At 71.5% G+C, this 17,243-nt stretch carries 18 protein-coding genes and 1 pseudogene; 5 read left to right on the top strand and 14 right to left on the bottom strand.

All coding sequences use genetic code 11. The features are described 5' to 3' along the window. Position 1: 1 nt before the first annotated feature. From map to C2L59_RS34120, 3 genes are all read right to left on the bottom strand, one after another. Positions 2-859 (bottom strand): type I methionyl aminopeptidase, encoded by an 858-nt coding sequence (map, locus tag C2L59_RS34110; protein WP_103353676.1) that lies wholly within the window; start codon positions 857-859, stop codon positions 2-4. Positions 860-882: 23 nt separating this feature from the next. Then, a complete protein-coding gene (locus C2L59_RS34115) occupies positions 883-2,676 on the bottom strand; it encodes a penicillin-binding transpeptidase domain-containing protein (RefSeq protein ID WP_199199388.1) in 1,794 nt (597 codons plus the stop codon). Between the two features lie 61 nt (positions 2,677-2,737). After that, a complete protein-coding gene (locus tag C2L59_RS34120; protein WP_033261790.1) occupies positions 2,738-3,592 on the bottom strand; it encodes a GNAT family N-acetyltransferase in 855 nt (284 codons plus the stop codon). 117 nt (positions 3,593-3,709) lie between these two features. Here C2L59_RS34120 and C2L59_RS34125 point away from each other — a divergent pair, with 117 nt between their 5' ends. Further along, positions 3,710-3,916 carry a DUF4177 domain-containing protein gene (locus C2L59_RS34125; protein WP_103353678.1) on the top strand — a complete coding sequence of 69 codons (207 nt, stop codon included), beginning with the start codon at positions 3,710-3,712 and terminating at the stop codon, positions 3,914-3,916. A 36-nt stretch (positions 3,917-3,952) separates the two neighbouring features. On the opposite strand, the gene C2L59_RS34130 is transcribed toward C2L59_RS34125, so the two are convergent. Continuing rightward, positions 3,953-4,345 (bottom strand): VOC family protein, encoded by a 393-nt coding sequence (locus C2L59_RS34130; protein ID WP_103353679.1) that lies wholly within the window; start codon positions 4,343-4,345, stop codon positions 3,953-3,955. 4 nt (positions 4,346-4,349) lie between these two features. Beyond that, positions 4,350-5,147, bottom strand: coding sequence for an AraC family transcriptional regulator (locus tag C2L59_RS34135; RefSeq protein ID WP_199199389.1), 798 nt, complete (start codon positions 5,145-5,147; stop codon positions 4,350-4,352). An 83-nt stretch (positions 5,148-5,230) separates the two neighbouring features. Here C2L59_RS34135 and C2L59_RS34140 point away from each other — a divergent pair, with 83 nt between their 5' ends. Then, the gene (locus C2L59_RS34140; protein WP_003057586.1) at positions 5,231-5,485 is read left to right on the top strand and encodes a hypothetical protein; all 255 of its coding nucleotides are present in this window, start codon (positions 5,231-5,233) and stop codon (positions 5,483-5,485) included. A 241-nt stretch (positions 5,486-5,726) separates the two neighbouring features. On the opposite strand, the pseudogene C2L59_RS49420 reads toward C2L59_RS34140, so the two are convergent. The 4 genes and pseudogenes from C2L59_RS49420 to dxr all read right to left on the bottom strand — a co-directional run. Then, positions 5,727-6,017: pseudogene (locus C2L59_RS49420) on the bottom strand (trans-aconitate 2-methyltransferase); the annotation flags it as partial. A gap of 52 nt (positions 6,018-6,069) precedes the next feature. Beyond that, complete coding sequence (ispG, locus tag C2L59_RS34150; RefSeq protein WP_103353681.1) at positions 6,070-7,203, bottom strand: flavodoxin-dependent (E)-4-hydroxy-3-methylbut-2-enyl-diphosphate synthase; 1,134 nt, start codon at positions 7,201-7,203, stop codon at positions 6,070-6,072. 130 nt (positions 7,204-7,333) lie between these two features. Further along, on the bottom strand, positions 7,334-8,566 hold the full coding sequence (locus tag C2L59_RS34155; protein ID WP_103353682.1) for an RIP metalloprotease: 1,233 nt from the start codon (positions 8,564-8,566) through the stop codon (positions 7,334-7,336). A 3-nt stretch (positions 8,567-8,569) separates the two neighbouring features. Beyond that, on the bottom strand, positions 8,570-9,772 hold the full coding sequence (gene dxr / locus C2L59_RS34160; protein ID WP_103353683.1) for a 1-deoxy-D-xylulose-5-phosphate reductoisomerase: 1,203 nt from the start codon (positions 9,770-9,772) through the stop codon (positions 8,570-8,572). Positions 9,773-9,866: 94 nt separating this feature from the next. Here dxr and C2L59_RS34165 point away from each other — a divergent pair, with 94 nt between their 5' ends. Beyond that, entirely contained in the window at positions 9,867-10,124 is a 258-nt protein-coding gene (locus C2L59_RS34165; RefSeq protein WP_003057577.1) for a DUF2631 domain-containing protein, read from the top strand. A 271-nt stretch (positions 10,125-10,395) separates the two neighbouring features. On the opposite strand, the gene C2L59_RS49945 is transcribed toward C2L59_RS34165, so the two are convergent. Beyond that, positions 10,396-10,524, bottom strand: a complete 129-nt coding sequence (locus C2L59_RS49945; protein WP_255410327.1) for a hypothetical protein — start codon at positions 10,522-10,524, stop codon at positions 10,396-10,398. A gap of 26 nt (positions 10,525-10,550) precedes the next feature. Next, on the bottom strand, positions 10,551-10,964 hold the full coding sequence (locus tag C2L59_RS34170) for a hypothetical protein (protein WP_146060474.1): 414 nt from the start codon (positions 10,962-10,964) through the stop codon (positions 10,551-10,553). 271 nt (positions 10,965-11,235) lie between these two features. Here C2L59_RS34170 and C2L59_RS34175 point away from each other — a divergent pair, with 271 nt between their 5' ends. Next, entirely contained in the window at positions 11,236-12,333 is a 1,098-nt protein-coding gene (locus C2L59_RS34175) for an acyltransferase (RefSeq protein WP_103353685.1), read from the top strand. On the opposite strand, the gene C2L59_RS34180 is transcribed toward C2L59_RS34175, so the two are convergent. From C2L59_RS34180 to C2L59_RS34195, 3 genes are all read right to left on the bottom strand, one after another. Then, on the bottom strand, positions 12,330-12,671 hold the full coding sequence (locus C2L59_RS34180) for a hypothetical protein (RefSeq protein ID WP_103353686.1): 342 nt from the start codon (positions 12,669-12,671) through the stop codon (positions 12,330-12,332). The two genes, C2L59_RS34175 and C2L59_RS34180, sit on opposite strands and share 4 nt — an antisense overlap. 60 nt (positions 12,672-12,731) lie before the next feature. After that, positions 12,732-14,501 carry an MFS transporter gene (locus C2L59_RS34185; RefSeq protein ID WP_103353687.1) on the bottom strand — a complete coding sequence of 590 codons (1,770 nt, stop codon included), beginning with the start codon at positions 14,499-14,501 and terminating at the stop codon, positions 12,732-12,734. A gap of 402 nt (positions 14,502-14,903) precedes the next feature. Further along, positions 14,904-16,352 carry a PLP-dependent aminotransferase family protein gene (locus tag C2L59_RS34195; protein ID WP_103353688.1) on the bottom strand — a complete coding sequence of 483 codons (1,449 nt, stop codon included), beginning with the start codon at positions 16,350-16,352 and terminating at the stop codon, positions 14,904-14,906. Positions 16,353-16,380: 28 nt separating this feature from the next. Between C2L59_RS34195 and C2L59_RS34200 the strand changes: the two genes are divergently transcribed. After that, on the top strand, positions 16,381-17,163 hold the full coding sequence (locus C2L59_RS34200; RefSeq protein ID WP_103353689.1) for a methyltransferase: 783 nt from the start codon (positions 16,381-16,383) through the stop codon (positions 17,161-17,163). Positions 17,164-17,243 lie beyond the last annotated feature (80 nt).

Consider the following 17,243-nt stretch of genomic DNA (forward strand, 5'->3'; position numbering starts at 1 on the left):
CTCAGGGCAGCGTGAGGATCTCGCTGCCGTCGGCCGTCACCACGAGGGTGTGCTCGAACTGGGCCGTCCACTTCTTGTCCTTCGTGGTGACGGTCCAGTCGTCGGCCCAGATGTCGTAGTCGATGGTGCCCAGGGTGATCATCGGCTCGATCGTGAAGGTCATGCCCTCCTCGATGATCGTGTCGACGGAGGGCTCTTCGTAGTGCAGGATCGTCGGCGGCGTGTGGAACGCGGGACCGACGCCGTGGCCGGTGAAGTCGCGGACCACGCCGTAGCCGAAGCGCTTAGCGTAGGCCTCGATGACCCGGCCGATCACGTTCAGCTGGCGGCCCGGGCGGACCGCCTTGATCGCCCGCATGGTCGCCTCGCGGGTGCGCTCCACCAGCAGGCGGGCCTCCTCGGAGACGTCGCCGGCCAGGAACGTCGCGTTCGTGTCGCCGTGGACGCCGCCGATGTAGGCCGTCACGTCGATGTTGCAGATGTCGCCGTCCTCGATCACCGTCGAGTCCGGGATGCCGTGGCAGATGACCTCGTTGAGCGAGGTGCAGCACGACTTCGGGAAGCGGCGGTAGCCCAGCGTCGAGGGGTAGGCGTGGTGGTCGAGCAGGAACTCGTGCACCACCTGGTCGATGTCGTCCGTGGTGGCGCCCGGCTTGACGGCCTTGCCGCCCTCCTCCAGGGCCTGGGCCGCGATGCGGCTCGCGACCCGCATCGCCTCGATCACCTCGGGCGTGCGCACGCCGTTGCCGGTGTCCCGCTTCGGCGCCGGCTTGTCCACGTACTCGGGACGGGCGATGGAGGTGGGGACGGCGCGGCGCGGCGTCTGGACGCCGGGAACGAGCGGGGCACGAACGGACATGCCTCCACCTTACGACGGCCCGCTCAGCCGATCCCCGCCAGGAACCGGTGTGCGGCCTGCACCGCCGGCCTGGACGACCCGGCGTCGGTCAGGAGCACGGCGAACGCCAGGTCGCCGCGGTAGCCGACGAACCAGCCGTGCGAGTGCGAGCCGTCGCCGAACTGGGCGGTGCCGGTCTTGCCCGCGACGTCGGGGATGTCCCGCAGCCCGGTCGCGGTGCCCGCCGTGACGACCTCGCGCATCATCCCGCGCAGCGCGTCGAGCACCTCCCCCGAAGGCGCGTCGCCGGTGTTCTGCGTGCTCGCCGGCATCCCCTTGACGATCGACGGCGTCGGCACCTTCCCTGCCTGCACGGTGGCCGCGACCAGGGCCATGCCGAACGGGCTGACCACCACCCGGCCCTGGCCGAAGCCGTTTTCCGCGCGCTGGACGGCCGAGTCGCTGGCCGGGACGTCGCCGGTGACCGTGGTCAGGCCGGGGACCACGAAGTCGGCGCCGATCCCGAACGAGCGGGCGGTGCCGGTGAGCGCCGGCCCCGGGAGGCCGGCGGCGAGCCGGGCGAAGGTCGTGTTGCAGGAGCGCGCGAACGCCGTCTTCAGCGGCACCCGGCCCAGGTCGAAGCGGCCTTCGTTCGGCACCACCCGGTTCTCGATCGTCGTGCTCCCGGGGCAGTCGACGGGGCTGCCCGCGTCGACGTCGCCGGTGGTCAGCGCGGCCGCCGCCGTGACGATCTTGAACGTCGAGCCTGGCGGGTAACGCCCGGACAGGGCCAGCGAGCCCTCCTCGTCGGCGGCGGCGTTCTGCGCCACGGCGAGGATGTCCCCGCTCGACGGCTGGATCGCGACCAGCGCGGCGGAGTACCGCTCGGTTTCCAGGGCCTTCTCGGCGGCGGCCTGGACCTTTGTGCTCAGCGTGCTCGTGACGGCGGGCGAGACCCGCGGCGGCTCGGCCTTCAGCTCGGAGACCTCGCCCCCGGTGACGTCCCGGGTGACGATCCGCCAGCCCGCCGCGCCGGCCAGCTGCTGCTCGACCAGCGCGCGGATGCCCGGCAGCACCTGCTGCCCGGACCCGCGCGTGACCGGCAGCAGCCGCTCCTGGCTGGCGAACCGGACGCCGGGCAGGTCGTAGATCACCGGCTTGACGCGCTGGTAGTCGCCGGCGCGCAGGGTGATCACCGGGTAGGCGTCGCCGGGCTTGGTCCTGCTCATCCCGTCCAGCACCGACCGGCCGGTCACCGTCGGCTCGTAGCGGTGCAGCGCCTTGGCCAGCGAGCCGGCGACGACGCTCGCGTTGCCGGTCTTCTGCGGGTCGACGACCACGCCGATCACGGTCTGCGGGCGCATCAGCGGCACGCCGTCGCGGTCGAGCACCGGTGCCGTCTCCGGCAGCTGCGGCAGCATGCCGAGGGTCTGGCCGACGGCCAGCTGCGGGTGCACGACCGTCGGCTGCCAGTGCACCTGCCAGCCGGTTTCGGCCGCCCGCAGCTGGGCGTCGGCGCGGTAGGACCAGGTGCGGCCGTGCGGCAGGTGCCAGGTGAGCCGGTAGCCGGCGGTCACGACGTCCCCGTCGGGCTGTTTCACCTCTTCGTCGCCGACGTCGAGCGATTCGGGATCGAGCAGGCCGCGGACCTGGCTCAGGACGGTCTTCGCGGCGTCGGGCGAGTCGGTGTTCGCCGCGGCGGCGGCGACGTCCCCGGACGCGACGGCGTCCAGGAAGGCGGAGAGGGCGTCCTCGGGGCTGTCGCCCGAGCACCCGGCCGTGGTCGCGGCGGCGAGCAGCAGCACCGCAAGCGCACTGCGGCCTCGACGTGCACTCATGGCCGGATGATGCCTGGTCAGAGCCCTGCGGCGGCCTCGAAACACCGCCACGGAAGAGTGGTTAGAACAGCACTGTCGCGTACTGGCCGACCTGCTTGAAGCCGATCTTGCGGTAGGCCGCGAGGGCCGGGGTGTTGAAGGCGTTGACGTACAGGCTGGCGGTGCGGCCCAGGCCGCGGACGAGCCGGTTCACCACCGCGGCGGTGCCGGCGGTGCCGAGCCCGTCGCCCCGGCGGTCGGGGTGCACCCAGACGCCCTGGATCTGCCCGACGGTCGCGGACATGGCCCCGATCTCGGCCTTGAAGACGACCTCGCCGTTCTCGAAGCGGGCGAACGCGCGCCCGGCGCCGATGAGCTCGGTGACGCGGGCGCGGTAGCTGGCACCGCCGTCACCGCTGCGCGGATCGACGCCGACCTCCTCGATGAACATCGCGACGGCGGCGGGCAGGTACCGCTCGAGCTCGTCCGGCCGGACCGGCCGGACCAGCGGGTCGGCGGCCACGAGCGGGGTGCTGTCCAGCGCCATCAGCGGCTGGTCGTCGCGGACCTCGCGGGCCGGGCCCCACTCGTCTTCGAGTTCGTCCCACAGGCCGAGGACCTGTTCGGCCGGGCCGACGAGGGAGGAGCAGGTGCGTTGCCGCCGGAGGGCGCGGTCGGCGAAGGAGCGCAGAGCGGGAGCGTTGCCCTTCAGCGGGATCAGGTTCGGCCCGGAAAAGCACAGACCTTGGAGCCGTCCGGCGCGCACCGGACGGCTGTCGGCGGCCCAGAGTTCACCACCGAGCCGCCACGGGTCGAGACCGGCCGCCTCGACCCGGGCGCTGACCATGCAGCTGCCCACGGGGTCCGCGGCCAGAGCGGCACGGACCGCCGGATAGTCCCGATCATCGAGCAGCCGTGCACCTGCAAGCCGCAACACGGGCTCCAGGGTGCCAGATCCGGCCGGTAAACGGAACGCGAGGCGGTCGACACGCACAGATGAAGGGCCCAGGTCGGGGCTTTCGCGGCTTTCGCCGGTTCGGGGCAGGATGGAGGCATGCAGCGGTACACGTACAAGGTCGTCGAGGTCCGCGAGAAGCTGCTCGGCGGCAAGATGTCGGGTGGGAAGCTCGAGAAGCTGCTCAACGACCACGCCGAGGACGGGTGGCAGCTGAAGGCGATCACGGCCACGGAGGTGAAGGGCCGCGTCGGCCCCGGCGGGGTCGACGGCCTGCTGGTGACCTTCGAGCGGCCCGTGCAGTAGGCCGCCGCGGGCGGTCACCAGCCGGGCGCGCCCTGGTCAGGCGGCACCCCGGTAGGTGCCGACCGTCCACGCGTTGCCCTCCGGGTCGCGGAGGCTGAACGTGTGCGAGCCGTACTCGGTGTCCGTCAGCTCGGCCGTGATCTCCGCTCCGGCCGCCTGCACGCGCCCGTAGACGTCGTCCACGTGGTCCGACACCACGTACACCGCCGCCGTGCCCGGCTTCATCGCGTCGTGGACGCCGTCCGGCGGGCGGACGCTGCCCAGCATCACCGCGCCGCCCTCGGGCCAGCGCAGCTCGGCGTGGGCCACCAGGTCGCCCTCGGGCACGACCAGCGCTTCGGTGAAGCCGAGGACGTCGACGAGGAAGCGGATCGCCGCCGGGGCGTCGTCGTAGCGCAGGGCGGGCCACACGTTCGGTTCAGGTGTCATGCTGTCAGCTTCGCGCCACCTCCACCTCCTGGTCTTGGAGGAACGGGAGCTCCTCCGCGATCCACGTGCCCGGCGTGCAGCCCGCCAGCGCGCGCCACTCGTTCGTCAGGTGCGCCTGGTCGTAGAAGCCGCACTCGACCGCCAGCGCCGCCAGGTCCGTGTGCCCCCGGCGCAGCTGCCGCCCGGCGCGCTCGAACCGCAGCACCCGCGCCACCTGCTTCGGCGGCAGCCCGAACTCCGTGCGGAACCGCTCGCCCAGGTGCCGCCGGCTCCAGCCCACCTCGTCCGCCAGGTCGGCGACGCGCACCCGCCCGTCCGCGCCGCGCAGCCGGCGCCACGCCTCCCCCAGCTCGGCCGGCGGGGCCACCGGGTCGACGGCCCGGGCGGCCAGGACGGCGTCGAGCAGCGCGAACCGTTCGGCCCACGTCGGCAGCGAGCGCAGCCGCTCCGGCAGCGAGCCGAGGCCGAAGTCGGCGAGGCCGGCCACCTCACCGCTCAGCTCCGCCGCCGTGACGCCGAACAGCGTCCGGACGCCCAGCGGGTCGAGCTCCAGCTGCAGCCCCTCCTGGATGCGGTCCTGCCGGATCAGCACCGCGCGCATGTGCAGGCCGCCGACCAGCGCCTGCAGGCTCCGCCCGGCCATCCGCACAGGCCCGGCGAGGCTGATGACGAGCGTCACATGCCGGGACGGCAGGCCGCGGTGGACGGCCAGCGTCACGTCGTCCTGCGCGTACCCGACATAGCGCGTGACCAGGGGCCGCACCACGGGGTGCGGCTCGCGAACAGCCCAGGTCACGGTCATGAATGCCACTGTAATCGTCACCACCGACATTCCTCGGGTCTGCTAACACGGAGGGTGCGTCCCCACCGCGGAAGGAACCCCGAATGACGATCCAGGAGCAGGCGCAGCAGCTGGAGCTGCTCGCCGACCAGGTGCCGACCGGCATCGCGCTCGCCACGAAGAGCGATCTCGAAGACCTGCAGGCCCAGGTGCTCGGCCTGCTCGGGGAGACGTCCACCGCGACCGCGATCCAGGGCGCCATCCAGCTCGCGTCGCAGCAGATCGACGAGGTCGCGGCCGCGCTCGAGAACGTCCGCCTGCAGATCCGCGACGCCGCCCAGCACCACCTACAGGGCTGAATAGTGCGAGCGGACGGCCGGCTGGCCCGGTCGTCCGCGCCGAGGTAGCGGAACGGCAGTGTGCCCGCGAAGGGCCCGTCACGCCGGATCGGTGCGCTCGCGCGTCGTACGTGAAGCCCGCTTCGCACAGCACCCGGCGCGGCCCGCCCGGCGCCTGGACGCCCGCGATGTCGAAGTTCGCCACGAACACGCCGTCGTCGCCCAGCCAGGACGCCGCCCGCAGCAGCGCGCCCAGCTTGTCGCCGACGTAGTGAAGGCCGTGCACGCAGGTCACGAGGCCGAACCGGCCGGCAGGCTCCCACGTCGTGATCGACGCCGTGACGAGCCGCACGGGCCCGGGCGCCGCGAAGTACCCGGCCAGGTCGACGCCGGTGATGTCGAGGTCCGGCCGGGCCCCGGCCGCGTCGAGCAGCGCCCGTCCGCTGCCGCAGCAGAGATCGAGCCAGCGCGCACGCGGCGGCAGGCCCAGGACGTCGAAGCCGAGGACGCGCGCATAACCGTCGCGACCGGCCAGCCGGCGCTCGCGGCTCATCGCCCGGTTGGCCACCACGGACGACGCCTCGAGGGCGTCGTCCGGGAGCAGGTCAGCCGGCGGTCACGACCGGCGCGCCCTCGCCGAGGGACTCGCCCGCCTCTTCGGCGATGCGCATGGCCTCCTCGATGAGCGTTTCGACGATCGCGTGCTCGGGGACGGTCTTGATGACCTCGCCCTTGACGAAGATCTGGCCCTTGCCGTTGCCCGACGCCACACCCAGGTCGGCCTCGCGGGCCTCACCGGGGCCGTTGACGACGCAGCCCATGACCGCCACGCGCAGCGGGATCTCCATGCCCTCCAGCCCGGCGGTGACCTGCTCGGCGAGGGTGTAGACGTCCACCTGCGCGCGTCCGCACGAGGGGCAGGACACGATCTCCAGCTTGCGCGGGCGCAGGTTCAGCGACTGCAGGATCTGGGTGCCGACCTTGACCTCTTCGACCGGCGGCGCGGACAGCGACACGCGGATGGTGTCGCCGATGCCCTGGCGCAGCAGCGCGCCGAACGCGACGGCCGACTTGATGGTGCCCTGGAACGCCGGCCCGGCCTCGGTGACGCCCAGGTGCAGCGGGTAGTCGCACTGCGCGGCGAGGATTTCGTAGGCGCGGACCATGACGACCGGGTCGTTGTGCTTGACCGAGATCTTGATGTCGTGGAAGTCGTGCTCGGCGAACAGCGACGCCTCCCACAGCGCGGACTCCGCCAGCGCTTCGGGGGTGGCCTTGCCGTACTTGTCCATGATCCGCTTGTCGAGCGAGCCGGCGTTGACGCCGATCCGGATCGGGGTGCCGTGGTCCTTGGCGGCCTGGGCGATTTCCTTGACCTGGTCGTCGAACTTGCGGATGTTGCCCGGGTTGACGCGCACCGCGGCGCAGCCGGCCTCGATGGCGGCGAAGACGTACTTGGGCTGGAAGTGGATGTCGGCGATGACCGGGATCTGCGACTTGCGCGCGATCGCAGGCAGGGCTTCGGCGTCATCGGCCGAGGGGCAGGCGACGCGGACGATGTCGCAGCCCGCGGCGGTGAGCTCGGCGATCTGCTGCAGGGTCGCGTTGACGTCGGAGGTGAGCGTCGTCGTCATCGACTGGACGGAGATCGGGAAGTCGCTGCCGACGCCGACCGCACCCACGTGCAGCTGGCGGGTCTTGCGGCGTTCGGAGAGAACGGGCGGGGGCAGGGCGGGCATACCGAGTGCGACGGTCACGGTTTCCAGCGTACCTACCCCTACTGGGCGGGCTTCACCATGTCAACCGTCACGGTGAGCAACATTACGGCGAGAGTGAGCGACCCGCGGCGGGCCGCCACTCCTCCGTGGGTTACTGCGTGAGCCGGATGGGGTTGACAATGTCGGCCGTCACCGTGAGTAGCGTCACTGCGCCGCCGATCAGCACCAGCACCATCGTGATCCCCGACAGCCTCGTGTAGTCGACGGGACCTCCGGCCGCCTTGCCCCGCAGGCCGCGGATCCAGTCGCGGACGCGCTCGTACCAGACCACCGCGATGTGACCGCCGTCCAGCGGCAGCAGGGGCAGCAGGTTGAACACGCCGATGAAGAAGTTGAGGCTGGCCAGCAGGAAGAAGAACAGCACCCAGATGCCCTGCTCGACGGCCTCGCCGCCGATCCGGCTCGCGCCGACGACGCTGACCGGGGTGTTCGGGTCGCGTTCGCCGCCGAAGATCGCGGTGACCACCGCCGGGATGCGCTGGGGGAACTCGACGAGCCGCTGTGCCGTCTGGGCGAACATCGTGCCGGTGAAGCTGAACGTGGCCCCGACCGCGGCGACCGGGCCGTACTGCGTGGTCAGCGGCGGCAGCTTTGGCGAGGCGCCGATCATGCCGACCTCCTTGACCGTGGAGCCGTTCCAGCGCTGCACCTTCGGCACGTCGACGGTGAGCCGGAGCCGCTCGGTGCCGCGCTGCACCTCGAACGCCGTCGGGCCGCTGGTGGCCTGCACGGCGGTGAGCATTTCCTCCCAGGTCGCGACCGGCTTGCCGCCGACCGTGAGCACCTTGTCGCCGGGCAGCAGGCCGGCCGACTTCGCCGGGGTGAGCGCGCCGGGCGGGCAGGCCGGGTTCTTGGCCTGGGCTTCGGCCTGCGCCTTCGACGTGGTCGAGACCGCGCAGGAGGTCGACTCCAGCACCGGCTGGACCGGCTCGGCGGCCGCCAGGCTCGGCAGGCCCATCGTCACGGCCATCAGGTAGAGCACCACGAAACCGAGGATGAAGTGGGTGATCGACCCGGCCGACATCACGACGGTGCGCTTCCAGGTCTTGAACCGCCACATCGCGCGCGGCGCCTCGTCCGGGGTGACCTCGTCGAGCGCGGTCATGCCGGCGATGTCGCAGAACCCGCCGAGCGGGATCCACTTCAGGCCGTATTCGGTCTCCCCGCGCCGCCACGAGAACACCGTCGGCCCGAAGCCCACGAAGTACCGGCGGACCTTCATGCCGAAGGCCTTCGCGGTGACCATGTGACCGGCCTCGTGCAGTGCGACCGAGACGCAGATCCCCAGCGCGAAGAGCACCACACCGATGATGTAGGCGAGCACCCGCTACTTCCCCTCGATGATCGAACCGGCCCGCGCACGAGCCCAGCGCTCGGCCGCGAGTACGTCCTCGACGTCGCGTGGCTCGCGACGCCATTCGTCGGCGGCTCCCACCACCTCGGACACAGTGTCCACTATCGACGTGAAGCTGGTGTTCTGCGCGAGGAAGGCGGACACGAGCTCCTCGTTCGCGGCGTTGTAGACGGCGGGCAGGCAGCCGCCCGCGGTGCCGCAGTGCCGGGCCAGCTCGACGGCCGGGAAGGCGTCGTCGTCCAGCGGCTCGAACGTCCAGGTCGCGGCCTTGTCCCAGGTGCACGCCGGGGCGGCACCGGGGACGCGGTCCGGCCAGTGCAGGGCGAGCGCGATCGGCAGCCGCATGTCGGGCGGGCTGGCCTGGGCGATCGTCGAACCGTCGGTGAAGGTCACCATCGAGTGCACGATCGACTGCGGGTGCACGGTGACGTCGATCTTCTCCGGCGCGATGCCGAACAGCAGGGCCGCCTCGATCAGCTCCAGACCCTTGTTGACCAGGGTGGCGGAGTTGATCGTGATCAGCGGGCCCATGGACCAGGTCGGGTGCGCCATCGCCTGTTCGACGGTGACGCCGGCCAGCTCGGCGCGCTTGCGGCCGCGGAACGGGCCCCCGGAGGCGGTCAGGACGAGCCGCGCGACCTCGTTTTCCCGGCCGGCCCGCAGCGCCTGCGCGATGGCGGAGTGCTCGGAGTCGACCGGCACGAGCTGCCCGGGCTTGGCCGCGGCGAGCACCAGCGGCCCGCCGGCGATGAGGGACTCCTTGTTGGCCAGGGCGAGCGTGGCGCCGGTGGCGAGCGCTTTGAGCGTGGGCTCGAGGCCGCGGGAGCCCGGCAGGGCGTTGAGGACGGTGTCGACGGGGACGGCGTCGATGAGCTCGGTGACGGCGTCGGAGCCCGCGAAGAGCCTCGGGATCTTGAACTCGCCCTGCGCGTACCCGCGCTTCTGCGCCTCGGCGTACAGCGCGAGCTGGACGTCTTCGGCGGCCGTGGCCTTGGTCACGGCGACGGCCTCGACGCCGTGGGCGATCGCCTGCGCGGCGAGCGCGGCCGGATCGGCACCCCCCGCGGCGATCCCGGCCACCCGGAACAGGTGCGGGTTGCGCGCGGCGACGTCGAGGGCCTGCACGCCGATGGACCCGGTCGAGCCGAGCACGAGAACGCTTCGCGAGGTAGTCATCGCCGGTCATTGTCGCGCGGGCCGTCTCCGCGGCGCACCCGGAGGTGTGGGATCATCGGCGGGTCCGAGGTTCACGGGGTTTGAGGAGTTCATCGTGGCAGGCAAGGCGGTCGAGAAGAGGCGGCCCGAGGTCGACCCGCGCGACGAGCCGTCCGCGGCCTGGGGCTGGCACGGCTCGTTCCCGAAGGCCACCCGCATCGCCGGCTGGGTCAGCGCGATCATCCTGCTGGTGATGATCAAGGGCAACCACGAGAACAACACCGAGAACGTCTGGCTGGTCGGCCTCTCGCTGTTCCTGATCCTGCTGCTGGTGCTCGACATCCGGAAGCAGCGCACCGCCTGGCGCAAGTAGCCGGTTTTCGCCGACGTCCCCGGCGTCAGGCTGCGCTGGGGCGTCGCGGTCCTTTCCGCGCCGGCCGCGACTCGGCCGATGGTGCGCCTGCCGCCCGTCGTCTTGACCGCGCCGGGGCTGCTCCTGACGGGCCGCTGGAGGAGGCGCCAGCGAAGCGCGTGACATCCGGAGCGCCACCCCTCGGCCGGTAGGCCCGCATCCAGGCACTCAGCCGATCCGGGCTCGCTTCCGCGGGGGTCGAGATCCGGATGAGCCCTCTTCGGTGGGTGGGTCAGCCGGCCATCGCAGAACGCAGCTCGTCACGCAGGTAATGCAGGAACTGCTGCAGATCCGGGGCGACCACCTTGACGTCCCCGCCGTCGTATGCCGCCTCGCGCGCTGTGAACGACCCTCCGGTCATCCGGTAGACCCCTCGACCGCTCCTGCTCAGCGCGAACAACGCGCCACACCATCCGAACCGAACACCACGATGTCGTCCACAACCGTGCCTGTGACCTGCGTCGGTTGCTCGCCTCCGACGCCGGCAAGAACCAATTCGGGACCGTGTACGAAGTAACCGTTGTTCACGTCAGGAAGTGAGACCTCTTCGACCGAGGTGAAGAAATCGGTCAGCTCCTGGGGGAACCCAGCGTCTCTCATCTTGACACGCAGGCCGTCGACCTCGACCGTTGCGGGCTTGACGCCGTTTTCGTCCGGCGGATAACCGAACCGATCTTCGAAGCCGCTTACGAAGTGTTGCGACAGCGCTGACACCTCGACCACCCAGTCGTCAAGGCTCTCGCCAGCAGTGTCACCGTACCTCCGGTCAATTCGATCGGGCGAAATCCTTGGTTTCTTCATCGGTGGCGAGCATCCCAGTGTTGCGGTAGCCGCCGAATCCCGGCCCCGCAGTAATCCTTGAGGGCGACCGTAAGCGACCAGGCGCTTTGCCCAGCGACACATTGCCCACCCGGCGCACTCCCGCTGCGCCCTCCGAGAAGGTGCCGCACCGCCTGGCGCAGGTAGCCCGGTCCGTCACCCTCGCCCCGAACGTCACCCCCGCGAGGTAAAGCCGGGAACGCCCGATTACAGTGGGCCGGTTCTCAGCTGAGCTTCGTGGGGGGATCACGCGATGATGACGCACGACGAGTACCTGGCGACCCGAAGATTCCCGGCCCTCGACGGCGTCCGCGCCGTCGCCGCCGTGCTGGTGGTGGTCTTCCACTACGGCGGGCCCAACTGGGAGCGAGCCAACGGCTGGATCGGCGTGCACCTGTTCTTCGTGCTCTCCGGCTACCTCATCACGACGCTCGCGTTGCGCGAAGAGGACCGCTCCGGTCGCGTCTCCCTGGCGGAGTTCTACATCCGCCGGGCGTTCCGCATCCTGCCTGTCTACTACGTCGTCATCGGCGTGGTCGTCGTCTTCGCCTACTTCCGCGGCCTGGGCCTGCGGCACAGCGGCATCGTGTCCGCGCTGCCGTGGAACGTCGCCTTCGTCGGCGAGTACCACCAGATGGCGCTGTTCGGCCAGGCGTGGACGCTCGGCGTCGAGCAGAAGTTCTACCTCGTGTGGCCGCTGCTCGCGTTCGGCTTCGGCGCGCTCGGCTTCGTCAAGCGCCTGAGCCTGGCCGTCGGCCTCGTCGCGATCATGCTCGCCCTGATTCCCTTCATGCCCTACGCGGGCGCGTACTCGCCGATCCTCATCGGCTGCACGCTGGCGATCGTGCTGCACCACCGCAAGGGCTTCGCCGCGCTGCGGGCGTTCACCCACCCCGGCACCGGGCTCGTGGTCGCCGCCGCGCTGATCGCGGTGCAGACCCAGTTCGGCGAGATCGCCGCCTTCCTGCACGACGACGGCGGCTCGATCACCGGCACCGGGTACATCCTCCTGGCGGCCCTGCTCGTGCCGTCGCTGGTCGCCGGCCGCGGGCCGCTGGCCTGGATCCTCTCGCGGCGGCCGATGCGGTTCGTCGGCGAGCGGTCGTACTCGCTCTACCTCATGCAGGGCGTCGTCGCGCTGGCGCTGGCGGGGGCGATCCCGCAGTTCGCGCCGCACCGGACGCTGACCGCGGTCGCGGTGACGATCGCCGGCCTGCTGGCGGCGGACCTGCTGTACCGCTGGGTCGAGGTCCCGATGATCGACGTCGGCCGCCGGATCATCGCCCGCCGCCGGGCGAAGAAGATCACGCCGTCGCCCGAGGTGACCGAGCCCGCGCTCGCCACGGTCTAGGGTTTACCGACGCCGAAGCAGGCGACCACGCGGCTCAGGTCCGGGGTCAGGAACACCGAGAACCAGTAGCCGCCGGCCGGGCGGTCGTCGACGAAGACCAGGCACAGCTCGCGTTCCGGGCAGGCTTCGAGGTCGGCGACGGCGTCGGCGAACCCCGCCGACGCCTGGCCCGTCCGGTGCGTGTGCCGCTCGCGGCGGCGGAAGGTCCGCCGGAACGATTCGGCGGACCCCGGCCGGTCACCGCCGATGAGCGCGGCCCCGGAGCCCAGCGCCGCGCGGGCGAGCGCGAACACACCGTCGCGTCCCGCCAGCAGCTCGGCCAGCCGATTCCGCTCCACCCGTTCCCCCACACGGAAAAGCCGGGTGCCCCGACGGCACCCGGCTTCCGAAGCTACCCCTCAGCGTTCGCTCGACGGCGACACCAGTTCGCTGGGCCCGCTGCCCGCCTCCCCGGCCACCGCGGCCAGCTCCGCACCGGCCGACTCGGTCCGCTCCGGGCGGGAGTCCTTCGTCAGCAGCGACGCCACCGCGCCGACCAGGCAGACGGCGATCGCGAAGCCGAACGCCACCGCCAGGCCCGACTGGAACGGGCCCGAAATCAGGTTCGGGAAGAAGCTGCGGCCGGTCAGGAACGACGCCTGGTCCGGCGGCAGGGCCGACAGCTGGCCGCCCAGCAGCTGCTGGATCGGGTTGTAGCCCAGGAACGCCGCGAACAGCACCGCCACCGCCGGCAGGTTCGCCACCTGGCCCGCCGCCGCCTCGGGGACGCCGTGCGCGACCAGGCCGTCGTGCATCGTCGACGGGAGGCTGCTCGACAGGCCGGAGATGATCAGGCTGAAGAAGAAACCGATCGACAGGACCATCGCCGCGTTCTGGAACGTCGTCATCATGCCCGCGCCGGAGCCGCGTGCGTCCGCCGGCAGGCTGTTCATCACCTCGGCGCGGTTGGGCGAGGAGAACATGCCCATGCCGATGCCGTTGACCAGCAGGATCGCCGCGAACGCCCAGTAGTCGAAGTTCACCGGCAGGATGATCAGCAGCAGGAACGTGACGGCCGTGATGAACAGGCCGCTCGAAGCGAGCAGGCGGCTGCCGATCCGGTCGGCGAGGATGCCCGACGTCGGCGCGGCCAGCAGGAAGCCGACGGTCATCGGCAGCATGTAGATGCCCGCCCACAGCGGCGTCTGCTCGAACGTGTAGCCGTGCTGCGGCAGCCAGATGCCCTGCAGCCAGATGATCAGGATGAACTGCAGCCCGCCGCGGCCGAGCGACGCCGTCAGGTTCGCGACGTTGCCCCAGGTGAACGACCGGATCCGGAACAGCGACAGGCGGAACAGCGGGTTGTCGACCTTCGTTTCGATGATCACGAAGGCGACCAGCACCGCGGCGCCGCCGATCAGGCAGCTCAGCACGAACGGGCTGCCCCAGCCGGTCGGCGACGAGCCGTAGGGCTGGATGCCGTAGGTGATCCCGACCAGCACCGCGATCAGGCCGACCGCGAAGGTGATGTTGCCCCACCAGTCCATCCGCGCGTGCTTGCGGACGCCGGTGTCGTGCAGCTTGAGGTACGCCCAGACCGTGCCGATCACGCCGAACGGCACCGAGACCAGGAAGATCAGGTTCCAGTCGATCGGCGCCAGCACGCCGCCGACGACCAGGCCGAGGAACGAGCCGGCGATGGCCGCGACGCCGTTCATGCCGAGCGCGAGGCCGCGCTGGTTGGCCGGGAACGCGTCGGTGAGGATCGCCGAGGAGTTCGCCATCAGGAAGGCCCCGCCGACGCCCTGCACGATCCGCCAGCCGATCAGCCACAACGCGGCGGCGTCCCCGTCGAACCAGGTGACGGCCAGCATGATGGAAGAAACGGTGAAGACGGCGAAGCCGAGGTTGTACATCCTCGCGCGGCCGTACATGTCGCCGAGCCTGCCGAAGCTCACCACCAGCACCGCGGTGACCACCAGGAACCCCATGATCATCCACAGCAGGTAGCTCGTGTTGGCCGGTTCCAGGGGGTTGATGCCGATGCCCTTGAAGATGTCGGGCAGCGCGATCAGCACGATCGAGGAGTTGATCGTGGCGATCAGCATGCCCAGCGTCGTGTTGGACAGCGCGATCCACTTGTACCGCGGCCCCAGTTCCGCGATCGAATACGTCCGGCGTTGCGCCACTGTGCAACCTCTCTGCTCGCAAAGTCCCTTAGCTAGGCTAAGCAACTTGCTTGCGTATGGCAACCAACCCGGCGGAACGCATGGGAGAGCATGATCACAGTCGCTTGACTGTCCTTTGTGGAGTCTTTACCAGCCGGGCCACTGGGCGAGGACCTCCGCTCCGGCGTCCCCCCATCTTTCGCGAAGCTTGGATCGCGGCCGTCACGAAGCACTATCCCGGCGAGCCCAAGCCCGGCTACATCGCGCCGTGGGATGAGACGCCCGACTGGGCACGCCGAAGGGCCGCCGCCGTTTACGACCAGGTAGCAGCCTTCATCCAGGCAACGGACGGCGCATTGGCAGCAGCAGACGGACACGGAGATCTTCGAACGAGTCGAGCGGGAAGTGGCCCAACCGGCGGCCTCAAGAAGTAACCAGCCGCCCCAGCACCGCGATACCCTCGGCGATCTCCGTCGCCGTCCGGGCCGCATACCCCAGCACCAGCCCCGGCCGCCCCGGCTGCTGCCGGTGCCACGACAGCGGCTGGACCTTCACCCCCTCCGCCAGCGCGGCCGCCGCCACCGCGACGTCGTCCACGTCTTCGTCGAACGTCACCGTCAGGTGGAGCCCGGCCGCCGCGCCGTGGACCACCGCCGACGGCAACGACTCGGACAGGGAGCGGATCATCGCGTCCCTGCGGCGGCGGTGCCGGGCCCGGACCACGCGCAGCTGCCGCTCCAGCTCGCCCGTCTCCATCAACCGGGCCAGCACCAGCTGCGCCAGCACCGCGTTGCCCAGGTCCGCGAACCGCTTGGCCGCCACCAGATCGGCGAAGAACCGCGGCGGGGCCAGCAGCCAGCCCACGCGCAACGCCGGGGCCAGCAGTTTCGAGACGCTACCGAGGTAGCAGACCTCCGGCAGCATCGACCGGACCGCGGGCACCGGCGCCCGGTCGTACCGGTGCTCCGCGTCGTAGTCGTCCTCCACGACGATGCCGCCGCCGGCCGCCCAGCGCATCAGCTCCCGGCGGCGCTCACCGCCCAGGACCACGCCCATCGGGAACTGGTGGGCCGGCGTCAGCAGCACCGCCGGCGCCCGCAACGCGGAGACGCGCACCCCGTCGTCGTCCACCGGGATCGGCGGGGTTTCCAGGCCGCAGTGGTGCAGGTGCTGCCGGGCCCCCAGCGAACCCGGGTCCTCGACGGCCACCGCCGGCACGCCGTGCGCCCGCAGCACCTCCCCCAGCAGGGTCAACCCCTGCGCGACCCCCGCGACCACGATGATCTCGCCCGGGTCGACGCGGATCCCGCGGTTGCGCGCCAGCCAGCGCGACACCGCCAGCCGCATCGAGGGCGCGCCGCGCGGGTCGCCGTAGCCGAAGTGGGCCGGCTCCAGCTCGTCCAGCACCGCCCGCTCGGCACGCAGCCAGGCCCCGCGCGGGAAGGCCGTCAGATCGGGGACGCCCGGCGTCAGGTCGACCCGGGCCGGGGCCGCGCGGACCGCGTCGAAGACCTCCACCCCGGGCCACGCGGTGATCACCTCGGCGGCCGGCCGGTCCGGCGAAGGGTCCGGCGGCAGCACGGGCGCGGCGACGACGACCGTGCCCGCCCGGCCGCGGCCCGCCGCGTGGCCGTCGTCGATCAGCCGCTGGTAGGCCTCGGTGACCACGCCGCGCGACACGCGCAGCTCCGCGGCCAGCACCCGGGACGCGGGCAGCCGGCCACCGACCGGCAGCCGGCCGTCGGCGACCGCGGCGCGCAGCTGCCCGGCGAGCCAGTCCGCGAGGCCGCCCGGCGGGGCGTCACGGACGTCGAGCTGGAGGAAGTCCGAACCTATGGACCCCTCCGCGAGCGGAGTTTTGGCTCTGTCCATCGGGCCATTGTCGCAGCACGCTGGTCCCATGGACACCAGTTACGTGCACGGGTACGCCGAACCCGAGACCCGCCGCCTCGGCGACCAGGCCGACACCCTCGCCGGACTCCTGCACGCCGGGACGGCCTACCCCGCCGGGAGCCGCGTGCTGGAGGCCGGCTGCGGCGTCGGCGCCCAGACCGTCCACCTCGTCGCCCGCAGTCCCGGCGCGCACCTGACCGCGGTCGACGTCTCCGAAGCGTCGCTGCGGCAGGCGAAAGCCCGGGTCGGGGGCGTCGAGTTCCGGCGAGCCGACCTGTTCGACCTGGACGGCGAGTACGACCACGTCTTCGTCTGCTTCGTCCTGGAACACCTGCCGGAGCCGGAGAAAGCGCTCGCGCACCTGAAGACGCTGCTGCGGCCGGGCGGCACGATCACGGTCATCGAGGGCGACCACGGGTCGGCGTTCTTCCACCCGCGCAGCGAGCACGCCCAAGCGGCGATCGACTGCCTGGTCCACCTGCAGGCCGAGGCCGGCGGCGACGCGCTCATCGGGCGTCGCCTGCACCCGCTGCTGACCGGCGCCGGGTTCGGCGACGTCACCGTCGAACCGCGGACCGTCTACGCCGACAGCTCCCAGCCGGGGCTGGTCACCGGGTTCACCCGCGACACCTTCACCGCGATGGTCGAAGGCGTCGGCGAAACCGCCGTCGCCCGCGGCCTCGCCACCGTGGACGGCTGGGCGCGCGGAGTCGCGGACCTGCACCGCACCGCCGGTCCGGGCGGGACCTTCCACTACGCGTTCTTCAAGGCCACGGGGAGCACCACGTGATCATCCGGCGGCGGCCGGCGGGCAGCACCAACTTCGTCGACCGGGACCTCCAACGGGTCCGAAACGACCTCGCCGCCCTC

It is taken from the genome of Amycolatopsis sp. CA-128772 (assembly GCF_002904295.1).
In the GTDB taxonomy this organism is placed as follows: domain Bacteria; phylum Actinomycetota; class Actinomycetes; order Mycobacteriales; family Pseudonocardiaceae; genus Amycolatopsis.